This is a genomic window from Herbaspirillum sp. FG34 (assembly GCF_057809315.1).
On sequence record NZ_JBMDJS010000005.1, the window covers coordinates 240921 to 266673 of the forward strand.

Annotated in this window: 19 protein-coding genes and 1 tRNA gene; 7 read left to right on the plus strand and 13 right to left on the minus strand. The window is 62.6% G+C overall.

Translation table 11 applies throughout. The features are described 5' to 3' along the window. Positions 1–18 precede the first annotated feature (18 nt). The 5 genes from ACODSZ_RS09015 to ACODSZ_RS09035 all read right to left on the minus strand — a co-directional run bounded on the left by ACODSZ_RS09015 (position 19) and on the right by ACODSZ_RS09035 (position 5967). Entirely contained in the window at positions 19–1662 is a 1644-nt protein-coding gene (locus tag ACODSZ_RS09015; protein ID WP_488927421.1) for a methyl-accepting chemotaxis protein, read from the minus strand. Between the two features lie 319 nt (positions 1663–1981). After that, positions 1982–2437 (minus strand): rRNA maturation RNase YbeY, encoded by a 456-nt coding sequence (gene ybeY, locus ACODSZ_RS09020; protein WP_008325707.1) that lies wholly within the window; start codon positions 2435–2437, stop codon positions 1982–1984. Continuing rightward, on the minus strand, positions 2424–3551 hold the full coding sequence (locus ACODSZ_RS09025; RefSeq protein ID WP_488927422.1) for a PhoH family protein: 1128 nt from the start codon (positions 3549–3551) through the stop codon (positions 2424–2426). Before ACODSZ_RS09025 ends, ybeY begins: the two co-directional genes overlap by 14 nt. A 30-nt stretch (positions 3552–3581) precedes the next feature. Then, positions 3582–4922, minus strand: coding sequence for a tRNA (N6-isopentenyl adenosine(37)-C2)-methylthiotransferase MiaB (gene miaB / locus ACODSZ_RS09030; protein ID WP_488927423.1), 1341 nt, complete (start codon positions 4920–4922; stop codon positions 3582–3584). A 193-nt stretch (positions 4923–5115) separates the two neighbouring features. Continuing rightward, complete coding sequence (locus ACODSZ_RS09035) at positions 5116–5967, minus strand: LysR family transcriptional regulator (protein ID WP_157174179.1); 852 nt, start codon at positions 5965–5967, stop codon at positions 5116–5118. Between the two features lie 195 nt (positions 5968–6162). On the opposite strand from ACODSZ_RS09035, the gene ACODSZ_RS09040 reads away from it, so the two are divergent. The 6 genes from ACODSZ_RS09040 to ACODSZ_RS09065 all read left to right on the plus strand — a co-directional run bounded on the left by ACODSZ_RS09040 (position 6163) and on the right by ACODSZ_RS09065 (position 12814). After that, positions 6163–6771 carry a cysteine hydrolase family protein gene (locus ACODSZ_RS09040; RefSeq protein WP_488927424.1) on the plus strand — a complete coding sequence of 203 codons (609 nt, stop codon included), beginning with the start codon at positions 6163–6165 and terminating at the stop codon, positions 6769–6771. A gap of 414 nt (positions 6772–7185) precedes the next feature. Then, complete coding sequence (locus tag ACODSZ_RS09045; protein WP_488927425.1) at positions 7186–7815, plus strand: nucleoside/nucleotide kinase family protein; 630 nt, start codon at positions 7186–7188, stop codon at positions 7813–7815. Positions 7816–7914: 99 nt separating this feature from the next. After that, positions 7915–8865: an ABC transporter substrate-binding protein gene (locus tag ACODSZ_RS09050; RefSeq protein WP_175342672.1), complete on the plus strand. Its 951-nt coding sequence runs from the start codon at positions 7915–7917 to the stop codon at positions 8863–8865. Between the two features lie 120 nt (positions 8866–8985). Then, positions 8986–10578, plus strand: a complete 1593-nt coding sequence (locus ACODSZ_RS09055) for a sugar ABC transporter ATP-binding protein (protein WP_488927426.1) — start codon at positions 8986–8988, stop codon at positions 10576–10578. A 2-nt stretch (positions 10579–10580) separates the two neighbouring features. Further along, a complete protein-coding gene (locus ACODSZ_RS09060) occupies positions 10581–11597 on the plus strand; it encodes an ABC transporter permease subunit (RefSeq protein WP_034349684.1) in 1017 nt (338 codons plus the stop codon). Between the two features lie 26 nt (positions 11598–11623). Then, positions 11624–12814, plus strand: coding sequence for an AGE family epimerase/isomerase (locus tag ACODSZ_RS09065; RefSeq protein ID WP_488927427.1), 1191 nt, complete (start codon positions 11624–11626; stop codon positions 12812–12814). 35 nt (positions 12815–12849) lie between these two features. Here ACODSZ_RS09065 and ACODSZ_RS09070 read toward each other — a convergent pair whose 3' ends face one another. The 6 genes from ACODSZ_RS09070 to ACODSZ_RS09095 all read right to left on the minus strand — a co-directional run bounded on the left by ACODSZ_RS09070 (position 12850) and on the right by ACODSZ_RS09095 (position 22624). Further along, entirely contained in the window at positions 12850–13779 is a 930-nt protein-coding gene (locus ACODSZ_RS09070; protein ID WP_488927428.1) for an HNH endonuclease, read from the minus strand. 200 nt (positions 13780–13979) lie between these two features. Continuing rightward, positions 13980–14056 (minus strand) — tRNA-Met (locus ACODSZ_RS09075). 92 nt (positions 14057–14148) lie between these two features. Then, the gene (gene miaA / locus ACODSZ_RS09080; protein WP_488927429.1) at positions 14149–15105 is read right to left on the minus strand and encodes a tRNA (adenosine(37)-N6)-dimethylallyltransferase MiaA; all 957 of its coding nucleotides are present in this window, start codon (positions 15103–15105) and stop codon (positions 14149–14151) included. A 10-nt stretch (positions 15106–15115) separates the two neighbouring features. Further along, complete coding sequence (mutL, locus tag ACODSZ_RS09085) at positions 15116–17044, minus strand: DNA mismatch repair endonuclease MutL (protein WP_488927430.1); 1929 nt, start codon at positions 17042–17044, stop codon at positions 15116–15118. 135 nt (positions 17045–17179) lie between these two features. Continuing rightward, entirely contained in the window at positions 17180–19153 is a 1974-nt protein-coding gene (locus ACODSZ_RS09090; protein ID WP_488927431.1) for a methyl-accepting chemotaxis protein, read from the minus strand. Positions 19154–19600: 447 nt separating this feature from the next. Then, a complete protein-coding gene (locus ACODSZ_RS09095; protein WP_175342684.1) occupies positions 19601–22624 on the minus strand; it encodes a sensor domain-containing protein in 3024 nt (1007 codons plus the stop codon). A 525-nt stretch (positions 22625–23149) separates the two neighbouring features. Between ACODSZ_RS09095 and ACODSZ_RS09100 the strand changes: the two genes are divergently transcribed. Next, positions 23150–23812, plus strand: coding sequence for a VTT domain-containing protein (locus tag ACODSZ_RS09100; protein WP_488927432.1), 663 nt, complete (start codon positions 23150–23152; stop codon positions 23810–23812). A gap of 109 nt (positions 23813–23921) precedes the next feature. On the opposite strand, the gene ACODSZ_RS09105 is transcribed toward ACODSZ_RS09100, so the two are convergent. Both ACODSZ_RS09105 and tsaE read right to left on the minus strand, forming a co-directional pair. After that, complete coding sequence (locus ACODSZ_RS09105; protein ID WP_175342686.1) at positions 23922–25283, minus strand: N-acetylmuramoyl-L-alanine amidase; 1362 nt, start codon at positions 25281–25283, stop codon at positions 23922–23924. Beyond that, entirely contained in the window at positions 25247–25732 is a 486-nt protein-coding gene (gene tsaE, locus ACODSZ_RS09110) for a tRNA (adenosine(37)-N6)-threonylcarbamoyltransferase complex ATPase subunit type 1 TsaE (protein ID WP_034349755.1), read from the minus strand. Before tsaE ends, ACODSZ_RS09105 begins: the two co-directional genes overlap by 37 nt. Positions 25733–25753 lie beyond the last annotated feature (21 nt).

The window sequence follows — 25753 nt, forward strand, 5'->3', positions numbered from 1 at the left end:
AAATCGTCAGTGTGGTCTTCAGGCGTAGCCCAGTTCTTGCAGCCCGCGGCCGCTCAGCGCCTGCGCCGGTGCCTGTTCCAGGTGCCGGACCGGAATGGCCGTGGCCTGGGCCGGTGCCAGCTTGAACACGCTCACCAGTTCGGTCAGGGACACGCTCTGCTGCTGCATCGAGGCAGCGGCAGCGGCGGCCTCTTCCACCAGGGCGGCGTTCTGCTGGGTGGTTTCGTCGATCTGGGCCACGGCATTGTTGATCTGTTCCAGGCCGGCGGTCTGCTCGGCGCTGGCGGCGCTGATGTCCTGCACGATGTGGGTCACGCTCTGGATGCTCATGACGACCTCATCCATGGTCGAGCCTGCTTCGCTGACCTGCTTTTCACCCGCGACGACCTTGGCGACCGATTCATTGATGAGAGCCTCGATTTCCTTGGCGGCCACGGCCGAGCGCTGGGCCAGGGAGCGTACTTCGGAGGCGACCACCGCGAAACCGCGACCCTGCTCGCCGGCACGGGCGGCTTCCACGGCCGCGTTCAGAGCCAGGATGTTGGTCTGGAAGGCGATGCCGTCAATCACGCTGATGATGTCGACGATCTTGTGCGACGAGGTGCTGATGGCGTGCATGGTCTCGACCACACGGCCCACCGCAGCCCCGCCCCGGGTCGCCACATCGGATGCCTTGTCGGCCAGGAGCTTGGCTTGGCGGGCATTGTCGGAAGTCTGCTTGACGGTGGCCGTCAGCTGTTCCATCGCCGAGGCGGTTTCCTGCAGGGAACCGGCTTGCTGCTCGGTACGGTGGGACAGGTCCATGTTGCCGCGCTTGATTTCATCGGAGGCCACGGCGATGGTGTCGGTGCCCTGGCGCACTTCACCGACGATCTGTACCAGGCTGTCATTCATGCCCTTCAATGCTGCCATCAACTGACCCATCTCATCCTTGCTGGTGACTTCGATGTGGCTGCCCAGATCACCCGACTGCACGCTCTGCGCCACGCTCACGGCCTGGGCCAGCGGACGGGAGATCGAGCGGGTCAGCAGCCAGGCGACCAGGCCCCCCAGCATCAGGGCTGCCAGGCAGGCCACGATCATGGTCCACTTGGCCATGTTGTAGGCGGCTTCGGCCTGTTGCACGTTGTGTTCGGAATTCTTGCGCAGCTCCTTCTTGAACTGTTCCACGTGTGCAATCACGCGGTTGAGAATGGGCATGCAGTCCTTGACCAGAGAAGCGCGTGCCGCCTCCTGTTGCTGCGAGGTCGCCAGATTGACGATGTTGACGGCGATCGGCAGGTATTGCGCTTCCAGCTTGCGCAACTGCTCCAGCATCTCGCGCTCTTGCGGTGTGGTGACCGGATGCTGCATCAGCTGGGACAACTGGCTCATGCCGGCATCGATATCCTTCTGCGAGCTGCCAACCAGGTTCAGGTCCCCCTTCTGTTCGGCCGTCCCTTGCACCAGCGCAAGATTGCGTGCGGCAATGGCGCGCAGGCCGATGGCGAATTGCACCTTGGAAAGGGCTTCCAGCTTGCCCTCATCGACGGAGGTCAGGAAGACGATGCGATCATTCAGACGCGATACCTGCTGCAGGCCGAAGGCGGCCACCGCCACCAGCAGGACCAGTACGGCGGCAAAACCAAGGCCAAGTCGTTGGCCGATCTTCAAGTTCTTCATGACATCCCCCCGATAGGAATTGGTATGCAAGCATTCTCGTTCAGCCAGAACGCGCTTCCCATCGGGATTTTCCTGAAATGTGGAGTTAAACATCAAGGGAAATCACGGTTCGATTGTTGCTCTGATATCAAACGAAAAATTCGATGATCGCATCGGGAAAACCGATCACTTTTTTGATGGATAAATCAGCAATAACGTGAGGCAAAGCAACAAAAATGAAAGTCGGCGGAAAGGCCTCCGAAAAAAAAACGGCCTGCATCAGCAGACCGTCCGGAGCAACCAGCCGGCTCTTGCCTCAACGGCAAGAGCGCTGCCGCATTCAGCGTGACTTGTAGGGATTGTCATAACCCAGGGTCGCCAGGATCTCGGTTTCCAGGGCTTCCATTTCGTTGGCTTCCTCGTCGTCCTCGTGGTCATACCCTTGCGCATGCAGCACGCCATGCACGACCAGATGGGCGGTATGTTCTTCCACGGTCTTCTTCTGCTCGGCCGCTTCCTTCTCCAGCACATCGGTGCAGAAGATGATGTCGGCTTCGGTGACTTCGCTGTCCTCATCCTCGGTATAGGCGAAGGTCAGCACGTTGGTGGCGTAGTCCTTGCCGCGATAGTCGCGGTTGAGGTCGCGGCCTTCTTCCGAACCGACGAAGCGCAGCGTCAGTTCGGCCGGCGCAAACAGGGCCGCCTGCACCCAGCGGCGCAGGAGAGGGCGGGTGATGCTGTCCTTGAGGCGGTCGTCGGCATATTGCACCGACAGCGTGAGTTTATGTTTTGGCATGGCGCGGCTTGGCGGATTTGGTCAGGAGATTGGTGGCAGTGCGGGCAGTGGCGCGCGCGGTATCGGGTTTGGCGTTGCCGGCAGCATCATAGGCATCGACGATGCGCGCCACCAGCGGATGGCGTACCACGTCGGCACTGGTGAAGCGCGAGAAGGCGATGCCGCGCACATCGTGCAGCACCGACAGTGCATCGACCAGGCCGCTCTTCTGGCCGTGATGCAGGTCGACCTGTGTCACGTCACCGGTGATGACGGCCTTGCTGCCGAAGCCGATGCGGGTCAGGAACATCTTCATCTGTTCCGGCGTGGTGTTCTGCGCCTCGTCGAGAATGATGAAGGCGTGGTTCAGCGTGCGGCCGCGCATGTAGGCCAGTGGTGCGATCTCGATGGCCTGCTTTTCGAAGAGCTTCTGCGTACGATCAAAACCGAGCAGGTCATACAGCGCGTCATACAGCGGGCGCAGATAGGGATCGACTTTCTGAGCCAGGTCGCCCGGCAGGAAGCCCAGGCGCTCGCCGGCTTCCACCGCCGGACGGGTGAGCACGATGCGCTGCACGGCGTCGCGCTCCAGCGCATCGACCGCGCAGGCCACGGCCAGGTAGGTCTTGCCGGTGCCGGCCGGGCCGACGCCGAAGGTAATGTCGTGTTCCAGGATGGCGTTCAGATACTGGCTCTGGTGCGGCGTGCGTCCGCGCAGGTCATGCTTGCGGGTCTTCAGGATGGGGCTCTCGGGCAGCGGGTCCTGGCTGTCCTTGTCTTCGGTGGCGGCAGCGGCGGCAGCAGCGGCTGCCCTGCCGCGCCGCGCGGGCAGCGGCGGCAGGCCCGCTTCTTCATCGGCGGCGGCGTTGGCGCGCTGCTCGACCAGGGCCAGCTGGATATCGTCCACCGCCACGGGGCGGTCGGCTTTCTCGTAGAAGTGTTCCAGTACTTCCACCGCACGCTCGGCATTGGTGCCGGTGACCACGAAGCGGTCACCACGGCGGAAGATGGTCACGTCCAGCGCGGCCGAAATCTGGCGCAGGTTTTCATCGAGCGCACCGCACAGGTTGGCCAGGCGCCTGTTGTCCAACGGCTGGGGCGTGAAGTGATGGGGCTGGTTGGGGATTTTTTTCAACGCACGATTCCGGTTAGGGGGATTGAATCATCAATGACGGGGCACGATCTCGCCACGCAGCGAGAAAGGGAAGGCTTCGGTAACGCGGACCTCGATGATCTCGCCGATCAGGCGCTGACCGTTCGGGCCACCGTCGAAGTTGACCACGCGATTGCTCTCGGTACGGCCTTGCAGTTCATGCTCGCGGCGCTTGGAAACGCCTTCCACCAGCACCTTTTGCACCGTGCCGACCTGCGCCGTACTGATCTTTGCCGCGTTGTCATTGAGCGCGGCCTGCAGGCGTTGCAGGCGCGCCAGCTTGACCTCCTGCGGGGTGTCGTCGGCCAGGTTGGCCGCAGGTGTACCGGGACGCGGGCTGAAGATGAAGGAGAAGCTGTTGTCGAAGCCCACATCGGCCACCAGTTTCATGAGCGCTTCAAAATCTTCCTCGGTCTCGCCGGGGAAACCGACGATGAAGTCCGACTGCACCGTGATATCCGGGCGCACCTTGCGCATGCGGCGGATCACCGACTTGTACTCCAGCGCCGTATAGCCGCGCTTCATCGCGGCCAGCGTGCGGTCCGAGCCATGCTGCGCCGGCAGGTAGAGGTGATTGCACAGCTTGGGCACCTTGGCGTAGGTGTCGATCAGGCGTTGCGAGAATTCCTTGGGATGACTGGTCACGAAGCGGATGCGCTCGATGCCCGGCAGCTCGGCGATGTATTCGATGAGCAGAGCGAAGTCGGCGATCTCGCCATCTTCCATCACGCCGCGATAGGCGTTGACGTTCTGGCCCAGCAGCATGATTTCCTTGACGCCCTGGTCGGCCAGTCCGGCCACTTCTGTCAGCACATCCTCGAAGCGGCGCGAGACTTCCTCGCCGCGCGTATAGGGCACTACGCAGTAGCTGCAATACTTGCTGCAGCCTTCCATGATGGAGACGTAAGCGGTGGCACCTTCCACCCGCGCCGGCGGCAGGTGGTCGAACTTCTCGATCTCGGGGAAGCTGATGTCCACCTGCGGGCGGCCGCTGTAGCGCCGCTCGGAAATCATCTGCGGCAGGCGATGCAGGGTCTGCGGGCCGAACACCATGTCCACGAAGGGCGCGCGCTTGATGATGGCGTCGCCCTCCTGCGAGGCCACGCAGCCGCCCACGCCGATCAACAGATCAGGATTGTCCTTCTTCAGCGCGCGCAGGCGGCCCAGGTCGGAGAACACCTTCTCCTGCGCCTTCTCGCGAATGGAGCAGGTGTTGAGCAGGATCACGTCGGCCTCTTCCGGACGGTCGGTCTTGACGAGGCCTTCGGCGACATGGAGCACGTCGGCCATCTTGTCCGAGTCGTACTCGTTCATCTGGCAGCCGAAGGTTTTGATGAATACTTTTTTCTGCATAAATCGTTATCAGGGCAAGAGCGCAGGAAGGACGCATGGAACATGCGCGCGCCGGCGAGGAGGAGGGCGGCGGGCCGCTGGAATCGGTTGCTGCAGCGGTGGAGGAGCCCATCCCCGGAGGTTCGCGATTATAGCACCGAGCGTCGCGGCCAGCGCCCGCGAGGGCGCGCCGGGCTTGTCTGCAAGGCAGATATCACAGTTGCGCGCAGCAGTCTTGCAGCCAGGCCAGCACCGCCCGTAGTCGCGGCAGGGCTTTCAGATCGCGATGGAACACCGCCCACAGCTCGCGCTGCAGCTGTGGCGTGGACTCCACAGTCTGCAGCTCCGGGGCCAGCAGATAGCTCGGCAGCAGGGCCATCCCGACCCCGGCGCGCGCCGCCATGCACTGCGCCACCAGGCTGGTGCTGCGAAAACGTACCGGGTTGCCGGCCGCATGGGCGGCGATCCAGTGCGTCTCCGGAATGTCGGGCACGCCATCGTCATAGGCCACGAAGGGCGTCGACCTGGGGGCGCGCCGCCAGTGCGCAATCTTCTCGGCCGTGCCACAGAGGTAGAAGCGCACCGCACCCAGTGGCCTGGCGATCAGCTCGCCATCCTGCGGCTTGCCGAAGCGCAATGCCAGGTCGGCCTCACGCCGGGCCAGGCTCAGGGTCTGGTGCCCCATGGCCAGTTCCACATCCAGCGCCGGCCATTGCTGCAACAGCTGCGGCAGGCGCGGGGCCAGGAACATCGTGCCGATGGCATCGGTGCAGGCCAGGCGCAGCTTGCCTTCCAGGCGCAGGTCCTCGCCTGCCAGAGTGCGCGCCAGCTGGCGCGTCTGTTCCTGCATGGCGCGCGCGGCAGTGAGGACACTCTCGCCCAGGCGCGTCAGTTCCACATCCTCGGCGCGACGCAGGAACAGCGGGGCTTGCAGGGCGTCTTCCAGTTGCTGCAGACGACGGCCGATGGTGGCATGCGTGACGCCCAGCACACGCGCCGCACCGGAGAGGCTGCCGGCCTCGATGAAGGCGGCGAAACTGCGCAGGCTCTCCCAGTCGGCATCCAGGGCTGCATGCACGGTCTGGTGCGCAGGTACGCGCACGTTCTTCGAGGAGGCTGTTAATTTTTTCACAGGTGGGTGGCGATTTCGGTGAATGGCAGTGCGAATTTTATCGGACTAAGATGATCCGTCCCTGTGCATTTCCGAACAGCTGCTGCGTTTTTTTCAATTTTCTCGAACTTTTTTTCACAAGGAACTGCCATGTCCACACCTCAGACCCTGATCCAGATTGCCGGTGGCAGCGCGCGTGCCGCCACCTGGCAAGAGGCCGTCCTGCTCATCATTGACCATCAGACCGAATACACCACCGGGCGTGCGCCCCTGGCCGGCATCGATGCTGCCGTCGGCCAGATCGCCGAGCTGTTGCGCCAGGCTCGTGCCGCCGGTGCACCGGTGATCCACGTCGTCCACCATGGCAAGCCGGGCGGAGCCATGTTCGATCCGCAAGGGCCGCATGTGGCCATCATCGATGGCGTGGGGCCGCAGGGTGACGAGCTGGTCCTGCCCAAGGGCCTGCCCAATGCCTTCGCCGGGACCACCCTGGATGCGGCCCTTGGCAAGACCGGGCGCAAGTCCCTGATCGTGGCCGGATTCGCTACCCACATGTGCGTAAGCGCCACCGTACGTTCGGCGCTGGACCACGGCTATGCCTCGACCGTGGTGGCTGCCGCCTGCGCCACCCGCGACCTGCCGGATCCGCTGGGCGGTGCACCGGTGCAAGCAGCCGAGGTGCAGCGCGTGGCGCTGACCGAGCTGGCCGACCGCTATGCTACCGTCGTGGCCGACGCGGCAGCGCTGGCCATGGCCTGAAAGGGTTCGGCAATCTTCCTTGCGCCGCCCGGCGCATTAAGGAAACAAGCAAGGACGCTCCCCCTCCGGTAGCGTCCTTTTTTCATGTCTCTGACTTACTCATAAGCAGATCGATATTGAAAATATTCGAGGAAAATTTCATCGCCTTGACGACGCGGAACTAGCAATAATTAGAAATTACGTATGAATATTCAGGAGCGCTGAGATTTGAGAGAAAGAATCGCTTAGTTTATCGGCTTTCCGAAATTTTCTGATGCTGCCATCCGGCTGGCACGACAGCCGCCAGCAGCCTGGACAACGGGAGAGGCAAGCACGGCAGAAGGCCTTGCTGTTGTGCTGTATTTCAATAAGTAATACGCCTGGCGCGTACGGACTGCCTTCGGTGCGGTCTTTAGAAAAAGGAATGAGTCGACCATGATTCCGGCAGTCTTCAGCGACCGGCTTGCGGCGCTGCTGGCCCGTGGCCAGCGCACCATACTCGGCATTGCCGGCCCACCCGGCAGCGGCAAGTCCACCCTGGCCCAGGCGCTGCTGGCGCATGTTCATAACCAGGGCCTGAGGCAGGCCGTGATCTTGCCCATGGATGGCTACCACCTGGCCAATGCCGAGCTGGCACGGCTGGGCCGCGCCTCACGCAAGGGCGCGGAAGATACCTTCGACAGTGCGGGCTATGTCTGGCTGCTGTCACGTTTGCGGCAGCAGGGTGCCGATGAAGTCATCTACGCCCCGCAATTCTTGCGCGAGATCGAGGAAGCCATCGCCGGCAGCATCGCCATTGCCCCCGGGACACGGCTCATCATCACCGAAGGCAATTATCTGCTGCTCGACCGCGGTCACTGGGCGCACGTGCGGCCTTTGCTCGATGAGGTGTGGTACGTCGATATTGACCCGGCACTGCGCCGGCAGCGCCTGATCGCCCGCCACGTGCAATTCGGTCGCACTGCCGACCAAGCCGCGGCCTGGGTCATGAACAGCGACGAAGTCAATGCAGCGCTGATCGAGACCACGCGGACTCGCGCAGACCAGATTTTCCGCCGGGACTGAGCTGCCCGGCGCACATGCAAGCAGCAAGCAGCAAGAAGAAATGGGGCCGCAACGGGCCCGGCCATCCCCCTCGCACTTCCAACAAGAACGGAGACAAGCATGATCAAGAAAACCCTCGCCATTGCCTGCGCCACTGTCTGGCTGGCTGCCGTCACAATACCGTCGCAGGCAGCGGACAAGCCCCTGAAATCCGTTGGCGTCACCCTCGGCGACCTCGCCAATCCCTTCTTCGTGGCCATTGCCAAGGGGGCCGAGAGCGGCGCGCACAAGATCAATCCGGCCGCCAAGGTCACCGTGGTCTCCTCCAAGTACGACCTCAACACCCAGGTGGGGCAGATCGAGAACTTCATCGCCAACAAGGTCGACATGATCGTGCTCAACGCGGCCGATTCCAAGGGCATCGGCCCGGCCGTGAAGAAGGCGAAGAAAGCCGGCATCGTCGTGGTGGCGGTGGACGTGGCCGCAGAGGGCGCGGACGTGACCGTCATGTCGGACAACACCATGGCCGGTGCCGAGTCCTGCAAGTTCATCGTCGACAAGCTGCAGGGCAAGGGCAACGTGGTCATCGTCAATGGGCCGCCGGTATCGGCGGTGATGGATCGCGTCACCGGCTGCAAGGCCGAGTTCAAGAAGTCGCCCGGCATCAAGATCCTCTCCGACAACCAGAATGCCGGCGGCAGTCGCGATGGCGGCATGACCACCATGTCCAACCTGCTGGCAGCCCACGGCAAGATCGATGGTGTCTTCGCCATCAACGATCCCACCGCCATCGGTGCCGAACTGGCCATCCGCCAGGCCAAGCGCAGCGACATCAAGCTCATCACCGGCGTGGATGGTGCGCCCGATGCCGAGCGCGCGCTCAAGGACAGCAAGTCGCTCTTTGCTGCATCGCCAGCGCAGGACCCCTATGGCATGGCCGCCGAGAGCGTGGCCATCGGCTATCAGGTCATGAATGGCCACACCCCGGAGAAGGCCGTCAAGCTGCTGCCCGTCAAGCTGATCACGCGTGACAACGTGGCCGACTACAAGGGCTGGGTCCCGGCCAACTGAGGCCGCCGCTGCACCGGCTTGCCGCGCAGGCAGGCGAGCCGGATCCGCCGTCCCTGCGGCCGGGACACGCCCCTGTTTCGGGACGTTCCTGCCACCAGGCGGCAGCTTTCTTCGAATGCCATGACTTCCACTCCCATTTTGCAGATGACCGGCATCAGCAAGTCCTTCGGGGCCACGCGCGCGCTGTCGGATATGCAGCTCACCATTCGCCCCGGCGAGATCCATGCGCTCATGGGCGAGAACGGCGCCGGCAAGAGCACCCTCATGAAAGTGCTCTCAGGCGTGCATGCACCGGACGGCGGACAGATCCTGCTGGACGGCAAACCGGTGTCGCTGCGCGACCCCGGTGCCAGCCGCGCCGCCGGCATCAACCTGATCTACCAGGAACTGGCGGTGGCGCCCAACATCAGCGTGGCCGCCAATGTCTTCATGGGCAGCGAGCTGCGCAGCCGCTGGGGCCTGATCGACCACGCCGCCATGCGCCAGCGCACCGATACCGTCCTCAGGCAACTGGGCGCGGCCTTCCGTGCCTCCGACCAGGCCGGACGACTCTCCATCGCCGAACAGCAGCAGGTCGAGATCGCCCGCGCCCTGGTGCATCGCAGCCGCATCGTCATCATGGATGAGCCGACGGCTGCGCTCTCCGAACGCGAGACCGAACATCTCTTCGGCGTGGTACGGCGGCTGCGTGACGAAGGCCTGGCCATCATCTACATCAGCCATCGCATGGCCGAGGTCTACGCCCTGGCCGACCGTGTGACGGTGCTGCGCGACGGCAGTTTCGTAGGCGAACTGGCGCGCGAGCAGATCGATTCCGAGCGCATCGTGCAGATGATGGTGGGCCGCTCGCTGGGCGAGTTCTATCAGCACCGGCGCATGCCCCCGGAACGCGCGGCGGCGCTGCCGGTGGTCTTGCAGGTGCAGGACCTGGCCGGTGGCAAGGTCAGGCCCGCCAGCTTCTCGGTGCGGGCCGGCGAGGTGCTGGGCTTTGCCGGACTGGTCGGTGCCGGACGTACCGAGCTGGCGCGCCTGCTCTTCGGTGCCGATGCCCGCAGTGGCGGTCATGTCCTGCTGGAAGGACGGGGGCTGCGGATCGACGGGCCGCGTGCGGCGATGCGGGCCGGTATCGCCTATGTGCCGGAAGACCGCAAGGGCCAGGGCCTGTTTCTGCAGATGGCTGTAGGCGCCAACGCCACCATGAACGTGGCCGCGCGTCACAGCACGATGGGACTGCTGCGCAGCCGTGCGCTGGCGGGCGTGGCGCGCGATGCCATCGCTCGCCTCAATGTCAAGGTCGCGCATCCCGAGGTGACCGTGGGCAAGCTTTCCGGGGGCAACCAGCAGAAGGTCTTGCTGGCGCGCTGGCTGGAGATTGCGCCCAAGGTCCTGATCCTGGACGAACCCACGCGGGGGGTGGATATCTATGCCAAGAGCGAGATCTATCAACTGGTCCACAAGCTGGCCGAACAGGGCGTGGCGGTGGTGGTCATCTCCAGCGAGCTGCCGGAAGTCATCGGCATCTGTGATCGCGTGCTGGTCATGCGTGAGGGCCGCCTCAGCGGCGAACTGGCCGGTGCGGCCATCACCCAGGAAGCCATCATGCACCTGGCCACGGATGCCGGTGGCATGCCTGCTGCGCATGGCCAAGGCGAACCGGCGTCCGGCATGCCGCGTGCGGGCTTGCCGTCTTCTTCCTCTTCTCATTCCTCCTAGTCATGGCTCATTCTGCTCCTGTACATAACAACGGCGCTCCCACGCGCGTCTCTTCCACTGTTTCGCAATGGCTGCTGCATCGGCTGGGCATGCTGCCGGTGCTGGTGGTGCTATACCTGTTGTTCTATGCCCTGACGGTTTATCTGAGCGGCGACGGCAGCTCCAACTTCGCCAGCGCGGAAAACACCATGAACATCCTGCGCCAGGTCGCCATCAATCTGGTGCTGGCGGCCGGCATGACCTTCGTCATCCTCACGGCCGGCATTGATCTGTCGGTCGGCTCGGTCCTGGCAGTGTCGGCGGTACTGGGCATGCAGGTATCGCTGAGCGCGGCACCGGGCTGGTCGATTCCCATGTTCATCGTCTCGGGTCTGCTGATGGGGATGATCAATGGTGGCATGGTGGCCTTCCTCAACATCAATGCCTTCGTGGTGACGCTGGGCACGATGACGGCCTTTCGCGGTGCGGCCTACCTGCTGGCCGATGGCACCACGGTCCTGAACAATGACATTCCCAGTTTTGAATGGATCGGCAATGGCGACTTCCTGCACGTGCCCTGGCTGATCTGGATGGCCGTGGCAGTGGTGCTGCTGTCTTGGGTGATCCTGCGCAAGACGGTGCTGGGCATGCACATCTACGCCATCGGCGGCAACCTGCAGGCGGCGCGCCTGACAGGTATCCGCGTGGGGCTGGTGCTGCTGTTCGTGTACTCGATCAGCGGCCTGTTCTCCGGCCTGGCGGGGGCCATGTCGGCCAGCCGCCTGTATGGCGCCAACGGTAACTGGGGCAGCGGCTATGAACTCGATGCGATTGCCGCCGTGGTGCTGGGCGGCACCAGCCTCATGGGTGGCGTGGGCACGATCTGGGGCACGGTGGTGGGGGCGCTCATCATCGGCGTGATGAACAACGGCCTTACCATTCTCGGTCTGTCCTCGTTCTGGCAATACGTGGCCAAGGGGGCGGTGATCGTACTGGCCGTGATCCTCGACAAATGGCGCCAGAAGGATGCGACCCAATGACACGCTCTTCTCACCCCGGAGTCCCCATGCCTCTTCCCGATGTCGAAAGCCGCGCCTTTCTGCAGGCGCACGTGGCCGATACGCTGGCCTTCTATGATCGTCATGCCATCGATCCCGAGGGTGGATTTTTTCATTACCTGAAGGACGATGGCAGCGTCTATGAGCGCAGTCATCGTCATCTGGTCAGTGCGACGCGCCTGGTCTTCACGCAATCGATGGCCTACCTGCATACGGCGCAGCCGCGCTACCTGGAGCAGGCGCGCCATGCACTGGCGCACCTGGAGCGCTTCCGTCATGTAGCGGGGCCGCTGGCCGGTCTGTATGCGTGGACCTTGCGTGACGGGCAGATCGAAGACGGCACCGTGATGGCTTATGGTCAGGCTTTCGTGCTGCTGGCGATGGCGCATGCGCATCGCATTGGTTTATGCGATGCGCAGCAGGTAGCGCTGGCGTATGAGCGCATGGAGAGTGCCTTCTTCGAGCCGGCGCATCAGGCGTATGCAGATGAAATCACAGCCGCCGGTGAACTGATCGCCTATCGCGGTCAGAATGCCAACATGCACATGTGCGAAGCCTGCCTGGCTGCCCACGTCGCCACCGGACGAGCTCTCTATCTGGAGCGCGCGCAATTGCTGATCGAACGCTTCGTTTTCGGTCTGGCGCGGCAATCGCAGGATCTGGTGTGGGAGCATTACCGGCAGGATTGGTCCCTGGATCATGACTACAACCGGGGTAACCGCGAGAACATTTTCAAGCCCTGGGGTTTCCAGACCGGGCACCAGACCGAGTGGGCCAAGCTGCTGCTGATCGCCCATGCACAGCAGCCGCGTCCGGCCTATGTGACGCGTGCCGTGCAATTGCAGGATGCAGCGTGGCAGCACGGCTGGGATGCGCTCCACGGTGGCTTGATCTACGGCTTCGATCCGGACCTGCGTCCCTATGACACGGATAAATATTTCTGGGTCCAGGCCGAGTCCTTCGCCAGCGCGTGGCGGCTATGGCGCGTGACCGGTGAAGCACGTTTCCTCCAGCAGTATCAGGCCATCTGGGCGTGGAGCTGGGCGCACCTAGTCGATCATCATCATGGTGCCTGGTTCCGCATCCTGGCGGCCGATGGCAGCAAGCTGGAAGACACCAAGTCGCCGGCTGGGAAGGTGGACTATCACACCATGGGGGCTTGTTGGGATGTGATGGAGGCGGGTGGGTTGGGTGAGTGAGGATGGTGCTCAGGGGCGGCCTTAATTCTCTTACGTCATTCGCTTAGACCAAAAATGTTCCTATGGGCTTCAAGATACTTCTTATGATTTTGCTGGATTGGAAGAGCGATTTCGCGATGAATATTCAATACACGCGCATCGCGCTCGGAGAGGTGTTTGCTGATCAGAATTTTCCCGTCTTGATTAAAACTGATTAAACCCTTATCGAAAAGTCGATCGATATGAACGGCAAAGAGGAAGCCGTTATAAGGATCGAGCTTTTCTTCATCCGAAGAAATAGCCCATGGTTTGGCATGGCTCGCGATCAGCAGATCAGGATTTGTAATGCCGGTGATCGGGCAGCGCTGCCAAAAATTGAGTAAGTCTCTCCGGAAGCGGCCTTGGCCGATACGGGCTTCTCGCAAAGCTTGTTTGGTGGTTGAGGAAGAGACTCTTTTGGGCGTGACCATCGGTGCACTTAGGTTGAGCGAGGTTGTGGCGATGGCTTCTTCCTGATCTCCTGCTAAGCGTAACAAATCGATCCCTGCATCCATTGGGAGCGATGCCATGTATCCCTGGAATATGCTTCCAGTCTTTGTCACAACACGCGGCGTGCAACGTTCGTTATACCGCTCTTTAAACGAATCGAGAATGTAGCCTTCGATACTGACGGGTGGTTCGAGCTCGAAAAAATCAACATCGACGCGTCGCCCATTCGGATCCCATTCATTGAAGATCCGGGTGGTCGGTGGAGCGGCCTCGTAGGCGTTTAATTTTGCGACAGCGATATACGCAATCTTGCGATCTACATTGCAAAAGATGATGTCCCCAGCGCGCACGGTAGCGACCGAATTCCAGTGGCTAAAGTAAGTCGTGCGTACTCCACCGCTGGCCTTAGGTTTCTCGCTATGCAGCGGCGCCCAGAGAAAATGCCCTTCAATCGCCTCTTTGTGCGATTTACCGATATTGACCCAGAAAAAATTCAATTCTTCCCTCGTGTTTTCCCGTTTTTCTCGAGAATATTCGAGTTTTAGGGCTTTAGGGGGAGAGATTCCTATTTTTGAATAGAACGGTAGGTGAAGAAATGGGTGTTGAAGACAAAACAAAAAACCCGCCCTTCTTTCGAAGAGGCGGGTTTTTCGGACGGCGCCGCATACGCATGATTGCACATGCAGCGACGGGTATCTGGTGGTGATAGGTGGACTTGAACCACCGACCCCAGCATTATGAGTGCTGTGCTCTAACCAGCTGAGCTATATCACCAGGAGGCAAGCCCGAGACTATAGAGGTCTCGTCGCTGTCTGTCAATACTTTTTCCGTATTTCCTGATTATTTTTATCCACAGCCGCAGCAGTTCATCCGCCGTGATGTTCCGCCACCGCCTGTTGCACTCGCGCCAGTACCTCGGCCGTGGCGTGTGGCCGGTTGCAGTCGATGCTGATGCGCTCTGGCATGGAACGCAGCCAGGTCAACTGACGCTTGGCCAGTTGGCGCGTGGCCGCAATGCCCTTCTCGCGCAGCTCGGCCGCATCGATGCTGCCATCCAGGTATTCCCACATCTGCCGGTATCCCACGCAACGCATCGAGGGCAGGCCCAGGCGCAGGTCGCCGCGCGCGCGCAGGGCGGCGACTTCGCGCTCCAATGCGCCACCGCGCAGCATCAGGTCAAAGCGCAGTGCAATCCGCTCATGCAGCACCGCACGATCAGCAGGCTCCAACGCCAGCGGCAATAGCGCGAAAGGCAAGGGCTCAGGTGGCTTCTGCGACAGCAACGACGACATCGGCTGCCCCGTCAGCAAGCTGATCTCCAGCGCGCGCTGAATGCGCTGGCTGTCGGTGGGCTTCAGACGCGCGGCCGTCACCGGGTCCAGCGTGGCCAGGCGCGCGTGCATGGCCGGCATGCCGATGCGCGCCGCTTCTTCATCCAGTTGCGCACGCAGCACAGGATCAGCCTGCGGCAGCTCATCCAGACCATCCCGCAATACCTTGAAATACAGCATCGTGCCACCCACCAGCAAGGGCAGCTTGCCGCGCCCGGCAATCTCCTGCGTCAGGCGCAGCGCATCCTGGCGGAACTGCATGGCCGAGTAAGCCTCGGTGGGGTCGAGGATGTCGATGAGGTGGTGCGGCACGGCAGCCAGTTCTTCCGGGCTGGGCTTGGCGGTGCCGATGTCCATCTCGCGATAGACCAGGGCCGAATCGACGGAAATGATTTCGCAGGGCAGGTGCCGGGCAATCTCCAGCGCGGCCGCCGTCTTGCCGGACGCGGTGGGGCCCATGATGGCCACGGCCAGTGGGAGGCGCTGGGTCATCGCACCGTCCTTACTGGCCACGCAGGAAGAGCTTGTCCAGATCCGACAGGCCCATCTGCGTCCAGGTGGGACGGCCATGGTTGCACTGGTCGGAACGCTCGGTGGCCTCCATCTGGCGCAGCAGCGCATTCATCTCCGGCAACGTCAGGCTGCGATTGGCGCGCACCGCCGTGTGGCAGGCCAAGGTGCCGAGCAGTTCGTTGCGACGTTCCAGCAGGACACGCGAGCCGCCATATTCACGGACATCGCGCAGCACATCGCGCGCCAGGGTCTGGGCATCGGCATTCTTCAGCAGCGCCGGGACGGCACGCACGGCCAGTGTCGTCGGTGACATCACTGCGATGTCGAAGCCCAGGGCCGACAGCGTCTCATGGTGTTCTTCCACCGTGCCGACTTCCACCGGGTCCGCATAAAAGGTGACAGGGATCAGCAAGGGCTGCACGAACATCTCGTTGCCATCCAGCGCCGTCTTCAGTTGTTCGTAGAGGATGCGTTCATGCGCCGCGTGCATGTCGACCACCACCAGACCGGCCCGGTTCTGCGCCAGCACGTAGATGCCATGCAGTTGCGCCAGCGCGAAACCGAGCGGGAAGTCGCCCTCGGGCAGCGGTGCAGCGGGCTCTGCAGCGGTCTGGAAAGCGCTGCCGTCGCCGCCCTGGGCAGCAGGCTCGCTGCGGAACATGTTGCCGTAAGCGGCGCGATCCTGGCGCACGCCAAAGCCGCCGCTCCCCTGCGCACCGTTGCCGGCAAAGGAGAAGGGGCGCGGCTGTTCGGCGAACTGGGCGGAGAAGCTCTGCTGTTTCTGTTCGCGCATCCAGGGCAGCGGGGCATTCGGTCCGCTCGCGGGCGCGGCGCTGCCGTCGCTACTGTCCGGCTGCTGTTGCGGCAGATTGCCGAAGGAGACTGCCGAGGTCTGCGCCAACGCGCGCGCGACCGCATGAAAGACGAACTGGTGCACCGCGCGGCTGTCGCGAAAGCGCACTTCGATCTTGGAGGGGTGCACGTTCACATCCACCAGCGCCGGGTCCAGCGTGAGCGAGAGTGCATAGGCCGGATAACGGTCGCCATGCAGCACATCCTGATAAGCCGCGCGCACGGCGTGGGTGAGCAGCTTGTCACGCACGAAGCGGCCATTGACGTAGAAATATTGACCATCGGCGCGCGCCTTCGAGGCCGTCGGCAGACCGACGAAACCATGCAGGCGCAAGGGGCCGGCGCTTTCGTCGAGCGGCAGGCGGGCATTGGCGAATTCGTCGCCAAGGATGTGGGCACTACGTTTGGCGAATTCACCGACGTTCCAGTGATCGACTGTCTTGCCGTTGTGCGACAGTGAAAAACTCACATCCGGACGCGCCAGCGCAATGCGCCGCACGACCTCGGCGCAATGGCCGTATTCGGTCTGCTCGGACTTGAGGAATTTGCGTCGCGCCGGGGTGTTGAAATACAGATCCTGCACATCGATGGTGGTGCCCTGTGCGCCTGACGCCGGGGCCACGGTACCAAACTGGGAGCCGGTGATTTCCCACGCATGGGGGGCATCGGCAGTGCGGCTGGTCACGGTCAGTTGGGCGACCGAGGCGATCGAGGCCAGCGCCTCGCCACGGAAGCCGAGCGTGGAGACGTTCTCCAGATCAGTCAGTGAAGCGATCTTGGAGGTTGCGTGGCGCGCCAGTGCCAGCGGTAATTGCTCCGGTGGTATGCCGCGTCCGTTGTCGGTGATGGCGATGCGTTTGACACCGCCTTGCTCCAGGCGCACGGTAATCTGCGTGGAGCCGGCATCGAGCGCGTTCTCCAGCAATTCCTTGACGACCGCAGAGGGACGTTCGATCACCTCGCCGGCGGCAATCTGCGAGATCAGCTGATCGGGCAGCGCCTGGATGGGGCGATGGGACGGGGCGGCAGCCGGTTCGGAGGCAGGGGAGGAGTGCGGTACGTTCATGGCGCGATTATACCTGCCGACGCCGCAGGCCGGATGTGACGAAGCCGCCCGGAGGCGGCTTCGAGGGTGGTTGTGCCATGCGTTTTTTCTGCGCGGCAATCAGTCAGTCACCATGCTGAAAACGATATAAATGATTTACACGCGGAAGGTGCTCACCGCTGCGGCCAGGCGTTCAGCCTGCTGCTGCAGCGATTGGGCTGCGGCCGCAGCCTGTTCCACCAGGGCCGCGTTCTGCTGGGTGCTCTCATCCATCTGGGCGATGGCGCGGTTGATCTGGTCAATGCCTTCGCTCTGCTCGCGGCTGGCCGTGGTGATCTCGCTGATGACGGTGGAGACGCGTTGCACGCTGGCCACCACGTCGTTCATGGTGTTGCCGGCCTGGGCCACCAGCTGTCCGCCACCGGCCACGGTCTGTACCGAGGCGTCGATCAGTTCCTTGATTTCCTTGGCGGCCGATGCGCTGCGTTGGGCCAGCGTACGCACTTCGGTGGCCACGACGGCGAAGCCGCGGCCCTGTTCACCGGCGCGCGCCGCTTCCACGGCGGCATTCAAGGCCAGGATATTGGTCTGGAAGGCGATGCCATCGATCACGCTGATGATGTCGACGATGCGTTGCGAAGAGCTGTTGATGGCATCCATGGTCTGCACCACCTGGCCGACCACTTCGCCACCGTGGCTGGCCACGTCCGAGGCGGAACCGGCCAGCTCATCAGCCTGAACCGCGTTGGCCGCATTCTGCTTCACGGTCGAGGTCAGTTCTTCCATGGCCGAGGCGGTTTCTTCCAGGGCGCCGGCCTGCTGCTCGGTGCGCGAGGACAGATTGAGATTGCCGGCGGCGATCTCGCTGGCGGCGGTATTGATCTCTTCGGTACCGGCGCGCACGCTGGAAACCACTTCCGACAGGCCCATGCTGATGCCGTTGAAGGCGCCCATCAGTCGACCGATCTCGTCGCTGCTGTGCACGTGCAGGCGGGTGGTCAGGTCGCCACCGGCGATGCGATCAGCGGCATCGCACACCGCATCCAGCGGGCGCGTGATCATGCGGTTGATCACCACCGTCAGGATCGCTCCCAGCACCGCCAGGAACAGCAGACCCAGGCCGATATAGAGATTGCGCATGGAGTTGACTTCGTGGGTGATCTCATCGACCGCCGCTTCACCGACGATGACCCAGTTCCACGGCGCATAGTGGGTGAAGACGGCGATCTTCTTGCGGCCATCGCTGCCGGTATAGCGCAGCTGCCCTTCCTTCTGCTGCACCATGGTCTTGATGTAGGTATCGCCGCCGGCATCCTTGGCCTCGATCAGGTTGCCGCCTTCTTCCTTGCCCTCGCGCGGGGCACCGGCAATCATCACGCCCTGATCCTTGCCCTGGTGGCCATTGAGGGCGTAGAAGTTGCCGGTCGCGCCGATCTTGAGGGACTTGATCTGATCCTTCAGAGCCTTCACGTCGGCCGAGATGTCGATGCCCACGTAGAGCACGCCGATGATCTGGCCGGCCTCGTTCTTGATGGGCACGTACTTGGTGATGTACTGCTTGCCGAACAACGTGGCCAGACCGCTGTAGGTCTTGTCGGCCTTCAGCGCCGCATAGCCGGGATGGGCGCGGTCGAGCAGGGTGCCGACGGCGCGGTCGCCGTTTTCCTTCTTCACCGAGGTGGAGATGCGCACGAAGTCGTCACCGGTCTTGGCGAAGATGGTGGCGGTGACGCCGGTGTTGGCGGTGAAGCGGTCGGGGATGGAGAAGTCCAGGTTCAGATCACGACCATCGTTGGACAGCACCGGCGTGGCACGGTCGCCAATCTGTACGGTGCGACTTTCGTCCAGCGTCAGCTTGCCGAATTCCTTGTCGAACATGGTGGAGAAGCGGTCCACCTGGCTGTTCACGGAGCGGTCGAAGATGCCGACCATGTTGGCCACGCCACGCGCATCGTTGCCCATCTGTTCGATGGAGCGACTTTCCACCATGCGCGAGGCGGAATAGGTGATCAGTATCAGGGCGATCACGAAGACGATGCCCACCAGGGCCACCGTCATGGCAGTCAGTTTTGCACCGACCGAACGGTGGAAAAGGGATGCGCCGCGCGCACCAGACATTGCATTGGCCATGGGTGTTGTTGTTCTTGAAGTCAAAGAATATGGAAAAACAAATACCGAACCAGAAACCATCCGGGGAGCGATGACGACGACTGCCTGCGTGTTCATCTCGCCAGCGTCAGCCCTCCTTGTTTCCGTCGTACGGAACGTCCTGCAGCACTGTGCCTGCGAACCGATGAGAGTCAGGCCAACGGGCTGACTTGCTGTATCGGATTGCCGAAACGGCAATGCCACTGGGTCGAAAACGTCATGAGCCACCTTGGTGGAGGTCCAACGTTCATGCTGAAATCACGGTACTTGCGGGGGAGGCCGTCAGTATATCGTCAGCTTTTTGCGGCAGATCAAAATACTTCGAATGTTTGCGCCCACATGTAACTGTGCTGTTGTTTTTCCAGCGGGAAAGTGATTTTTTGGCATGAGATTTCCGGTCTCCCTTGCCCTTGCCGCTTTCCCTGGCGCTCAGATTCCCTTCACAGGTGTGCTTCCATGTTCCGTCGGCACCGGGCTGCTGCGGTAGTCGCGCACCCAGTGCTCCAGTTGATCGGCCGACATCGGCCGCGAAAAATAATAGCCCTGCGCCACGTCGCATCCCTGGCTGACCAGCAGGCGGTACTGCTCGGCGTCTTCCACACCTTCGGCCACCACGATGAGCTTGAGGCTTTCGCCGATGCGGATGACGGCATTGGTCAGGGCACTGACCGCTTCGTCCTTGGCCATGTCGCGCACGAAGCTCTGGTCCAGCTTGAGTTCGCAGACCGGCAGCTTGCGCAGGTAGCCCAGGCTGGAATAGCCGGTGCCGAAGTCATCCATGGCCAGCGGAATACCCAGCGCATGCACGGCGGCGATGGTCTGGTTGGTGCTGGGGTTGGTATCCATGAGCACGGTTTCGGTGATTTCCAGGGTCAGGTCGGTAGGCGCCAGGCTGTAGCGGCGCAGCAGGCCGGTGAGAAATTGCGGCAGGTCGAGGTCGTGGAAATTGGTGGCCGAGAGGTTTACCGAGACCGACGGCACCTGGATGCCGCGCCGCCGCCAGTCGGAGAGCTGGAAGCAGGCTTCTTCGAGCGCCCACTTGCCCAGTTCGCCGATGAGCCCGCATTCCTCGGCAATCGGGATGAAACGCCCCGGGGAAATCTGCCCCAGTTGCGGATCGTGCCAGCGCGCCAGGGCTTCCACGCCATGCAGGCTCAGGTCGTGCAGCTTGATCTGGGGCTGGAAGTGCAGTTCGAAGCGACCGCCGCGCAAGGCGTCCCGCAGTGCGCTTTCCAGGGCCAGGCGTTCCTGGGCGAGGCTGTTCATCTCCTCGCTGAAGAAACTGAAGCGCCCCCGGTTGACGGCCTTGGCCTGGTACATGGCGATGTCGGCGCGATGCAGCAGGGTCTCGATGTCGTGGCCGTTGTCGGGGTAGATCGCCACGCCGATGCTGGCCGAAGGATTCAAGGGGGTGCCGTTGATATGGCAGGGCATGGCCAGGCGTTCCTGGATGCGCTTGACCACTTCGGTGAGGTGGTCGGTGTCGTATTGGGTCAGTACCACCACGAACTCGTCGCCCGAGAGCCGGCCCACGATGTCCGAGCGCCGTGCCTGCGACTGCAGGCGGGTCGCTACCGTGCGCAGCAGTTCGTCGCCGGCCTGGTGGCCCAGTGAATCATTGACCTGCTTGAAGCGGTCCAGATCGATGAACATCACCGCCACCGTGCTGCGGTTGCGTTCGGCTGCCGCAATTGCCTGGCCGGCTTGCACCAGCAGCAGACTGCGATTGGGCAGACTGGTCAGCGAATCGTAGAAAGCCAGTTGATGAATGCGCGCGCGCGAGGCTTCGCGCTCGATGGCCAGCGCGCACAGGTGCAGGCCGGCATCGACCAGCAGGTGATGGAAGGCCGTGGGCTGGCGTGGCTGACGATAGTAGAAGCCGAAGGTGCCGATGACCTTGCCATCGGCCGACTTGATCGGGGTCGACCAGCAGGCATGCAGGCCATGGCCCAGTGCCAGCTCCTTGTAGTCGGCCCAGTGCGCATCGGTGGCGATGTCTTCCGAGACCACGCTCTCACCGGTATAGGCGGCGCTGCCGCAGGACCCCACCAGCGGACCGATCTGGATGCCTTCGATGGCGCGCGTGTAGCCCTCCGGCAGGCTGGGGGCGGCCAGGGTGTGCAGGCGGCCCTGTTCGTCCACGCGCAGCACCGAGGCGATCACCTCGGGCGCGACCCGCTCCACTTCCTCGCACAGCAGGTTCATCTGCTCGGGCAAGGAGCAATCCCGCGCCATGGCGTTGAGCACCCGGTACTGCAGGACTTCGTGGACCTTGGTATTGGTGATGTCGGTCATCACGCAGACGGCATTGATGAGCTTGCCCTCTCCATCCAGGATGGGATTGACCACGGCCGAGATCCATACCGGCTGTTCGTGGAAATCGTGGATCAGTTCCTCGGTGTGGAAGCTGTGTCCCTGCAGCAGTTCGCCGTGACAGCGTTCGATCGACTTGACGAAGGTCGGATGGTCGGCAAACAGCTCGCGCGGCAGCTTGCCGATGGTCTGCTGGCTCTGGAAGCCCAGCATGCGGGTAAAGCCGGTGTTGTGGAAGACGATGCGGTTCTGCTCGTCGGTGATGAGCACCGCGTTGTCGGTCTCGTTGATGCCCAGCGAGAGCAGGTGCAGGTGTTCGCGGTCGCTCTTTTCGCGGGTGACGCGATAGGTCACGTCGTTGCCGATGCAGATCACCCGTTCGAGCTGCCCTTGCGGATCGAGCAGGGGTGAATAGGTGGCTTCCCACCAGATCGTGCGTCCGCTGCGGGTTCGGCGCGGGAAGCGGCCCGAGAAGAAGCGGCCGTTGCTGACATCGTGCCAGAAGGCGGTATATTGCTCGCCGGCGGCGTAATCGGACGGGCAGAGCAGGCTGTGCGGCTGGCCGATGAGATCCTCGGCCAGGTATTCCATGGTCTTGAGATAGTTGCGATTGGCCGCCAGGATCCTGCCTTCGGGGGAGAGCTCGATGACGCCCAGCGAGCGGTTCAGGGCGCTGAGGACGTTGTTGCTGTGGTGCGAGTCATCGATGTGGGAACTGATGTCGGAGGCCGCCGAGATCACCTTCAGCAACTGGCCGCTGCCGTCCAGGATGGGACTGCACAAGGCTTCCAGCCAGACCAGGGTACCGTCGATGCGGCGGCGTTGCAGGGTGCCGGCAATCACTTCACCCTGGCGCAGGTGCTGCCAGAAATGCTGGTATCCGTCGCTGTCGGCATAGGCGGGATCGCACAGCATGCGGTGCGGCTGGCCGATGACTTCATGACGCTGGTAGCCCAGCATGGACAGAAAATTGTCGTTGGCATCCAGGATGGTGCCATCAGCCGCAAATTCGAGAATGGCCATGCAACGCCACAAGGCGCCCAGCAGCGCTTCGCGTTCATCCTCGCGCAGGCGCTGGTGGTCTCCCAGCGACTGCGACGGCTGCTCGAACTGGCCCACCAATGACCTCTGGCTCCCCATACAGCGCCCCCTCTGGCCGGTAATGACGCCTGGTGCGTCTTGCCTCATGCAGTGCGGAGTTGCATTGTCCCGGTTCCTCCGGCTTTTCGCCTGCCCCCGGCGGGCGCGATGGACCTCGTCCGTCAGCCCCGTCCTGTCTGCCGCGCAGCCGGGAACCCCGGCTCCGGAACAGGCAAGTTATGTTTCCTGGTGCATATAGTGCATATGAAATCTGAAGGAATCTGACTTGATCATATGCCAAATCCTTCCCCTTGTGCGTTCTCGTGCATCCACCGCCGGCGCAGTGCAACAGGCCTGCGATCTTGCGTGAGGATTGGTGCGGGAGAAGTTTCCTTCAAGGATTTTATCGACAGCGCGGCCAGCTTCTTGAGTCTGGCCGGGGCGAGTGCTGTATGATGCCTGCGCAGGCGTGGATGATCGCTTCGCCTGCGCGATAGAGCCCCGGCGGACACTGCTTGCGGGGAATATCCGGCCGCGTGGCGATGGGGAGTCCCGGCCTTGATGAATCACCAACGATTGGGCTTTATGGATTATCTGCAGTGGCTGGACGTGCTGTTGCACGTGGACAAATATCTGGGCGTCCTGATCGAGCAGTACGGCCCGCTCATTTATGCCGTGTTGTTCCTGATCGTGTTCTGTGAGACCGGTTTGGTGGTGCTGCCTTTCCTGCCGGGTGATTCGCTGCTGTTCATCGCCGGCACCTTCTGTGCCCTGGGGGCCATGGATATCTGGCTGCTCATGGGGCTGCTGGTGGTCGCGGCGGTGTCCGGCAATACGCTCAATTACTGGATCGGCGGCTGGGTCGGACAACGCGTCTATACCCACAACTACCGCTGGCTCAATCCCGACGCCCTGCGCAAGACCCACGCCTTCTACGAAAAGCACGGTGGCAAGACCATCGTGATCGCCCGGTTCACCCCCATCGTGCGTACTTTCGCGCCCTTCATCGCCGGCGTGTCGGCCATGCACTTTGGCCGCTTCCAGCTCTTCAACGTACTTGGCGCCTTCCTCTGGGTGGTCAGTCTGGTGGTGCTGGGCTACCTGTTCGGCAATATCCCGCTGGTGCAGGAGAACCTCAATACGCTGGTCCTCATCGGCATGGTCGCTGCGATTTTCCCCATCGTGCTGGGGGCGTTGTGGCAGCTCTGGCGCAAGCTGCGCGGCAAGCGCAAGGTCAGCAACGCCTGATGTCCCGAGGGACTGTTACGCTAGTCCGCAGAGCCTGCGACACCCAAAGAAAAACCCGGCCTGCTGGCAGCGCCGGGTTTTTTCATGGTCTGCCGGCAAGGGCCAAGACTCAGGTCATCCGGTTCTTGGCCAGCGGCGGGTTCCTGGCGAAGTAGTTGCGGATACCGGTCAGGATGGCGTCGGCCATCTTGTCCTGGTAGTGCTCGTCGGTGAGCTTGGCTTCTTCTTCCGGATTGGAGATGAAGGCGGTCTCGATCAGGATGCTGGGGATGTCCGGTGCCTTGAGCACGGCAAAGCCGGCCTGTTCCACCATTCCCTTGTGCAGCTTGTTGATGCCGCCGATTTCCTTCAACACCGCATTGCCCACACGCAGGCTGTCGTTGATCTGGGCGGTGGTCGACAGGTCCAGCAGCACGCTGGCCAGCTGGCGGTCGTGGGTCTTGATGTTGACGCCGCCAATGAGGTCGGCGGAGTTTTCCTTGTTGGCCAGCCAGCGCGCCGCCGTGGAGCTGGCGCCCTTTTCCGACAGGGCGAACACCGAGGAGCCGCGCGCGGTCGGTTGCACGAAGGCATCCGCATGGATGGAGACGAACAGGTCGGCCTGTACCTTGCGGGCCTTGACCACGCGCTGACCCAGCGGCACGAAGAAGTCGGCGTCGCGGGTGAGCATGACGCGCATGTTGGGATATTGCTCGATCTTGCGCTTCAAGCGCTTGGCGATGGAGAGCACCACATCCTTCTCGCGGTTGCCGCGCGCGCCAGTGGCGCCGGGGTCTTCGCCGCCGTGGCCGGGGTCCAGTGCGATGGTGATCATGCGGGTAAGCTGCATGCGCGGCTCGTCCTGCACCACCTTGGGGTTGCGCTCGTTCTTGTCTTCCGGCGGCGGCTTGAGCTCGGCCAGCGGGGCCGGATCGGGTTTGGCCGGCGTCGCCGGGCCTTGTGCCAGGGGCGGAGTGGCCGGGGTTTCCTTGTTCCAGTCGCCCTTCTGGATCAGGGCGGCAATCGGGTCGGGCGGGTTGGCCGGATACAGGTCGATGACGAAACGATATTTGTACTCGCCCACCGGGGCCAGGGTGAAGACCTGCGGCTTGATCTCGTCCTTCAGGTCGAACACCAGCCGTACCACGCTGGGGCGGTTCTGGCCGACGCGTACCTGCCTGATGTAAGGATCGTTGGGCTGGATCTTGGCAACCAGGTCCTTCAGGGTGCTGTTCAAGTCGATGCCCTCGATGTCCACCACCAGGCGTTCCGGGTTCTTGACCACGAAGTGGGTGACCTTGAGATTGCTGTCGTTTTCCAGCGTGACCCGGGTGTAATCCTCGGACGGCCAGACGCGCACGGCCAGAATCTGCGAGGCCAGGGCGGGCAGGGGAGTGACGACGGAGACGAACAGGGCGCCGCCGGCTTTGATGATGGTGCGGCGGGTTTTGGACTTCACAGGTTGGGAGCGAATTTCAGTCGAGCGAGGCATTGATGACCCTTGTCGGACAACGCACGCAATTCTACATCACGACCGTCCCCTGCAAGCGACAGGTTGACGTGTATGTCCGGTGGCGGCAACACCGGATCGCCCTTTTCAGGCCATTCGACGATACAGACGGAGTTTTCGCTGAAATGTTCACGAAAACCGGCATCGAGAAATTCCTCCGGGCTGGCCATGCGGTACAGATCGAAGTGGATGACTGTTACCATGCGGCCTGCGAAGGAAACTTCATAGGGCTCCGCCAGCGTGTAGGTCGGGCTCTTGACGCGTCCCTGATAGCCTGCTGCATGCAGCAGGGCCCGCGTGAGCGCGGTCTTGCCCGCCCCCAGGTCGCCGTGCAGGTAGATGGCCAGGCCCGGCACCAGCACCTGCGCCAGGTCGGCGCCCAGCCGTGCGGTGGCGGTTTCGTCGGGCAGGTGGAGATGGAGTCGCTGCATCGTCATGCTGTTCTGGGTCAT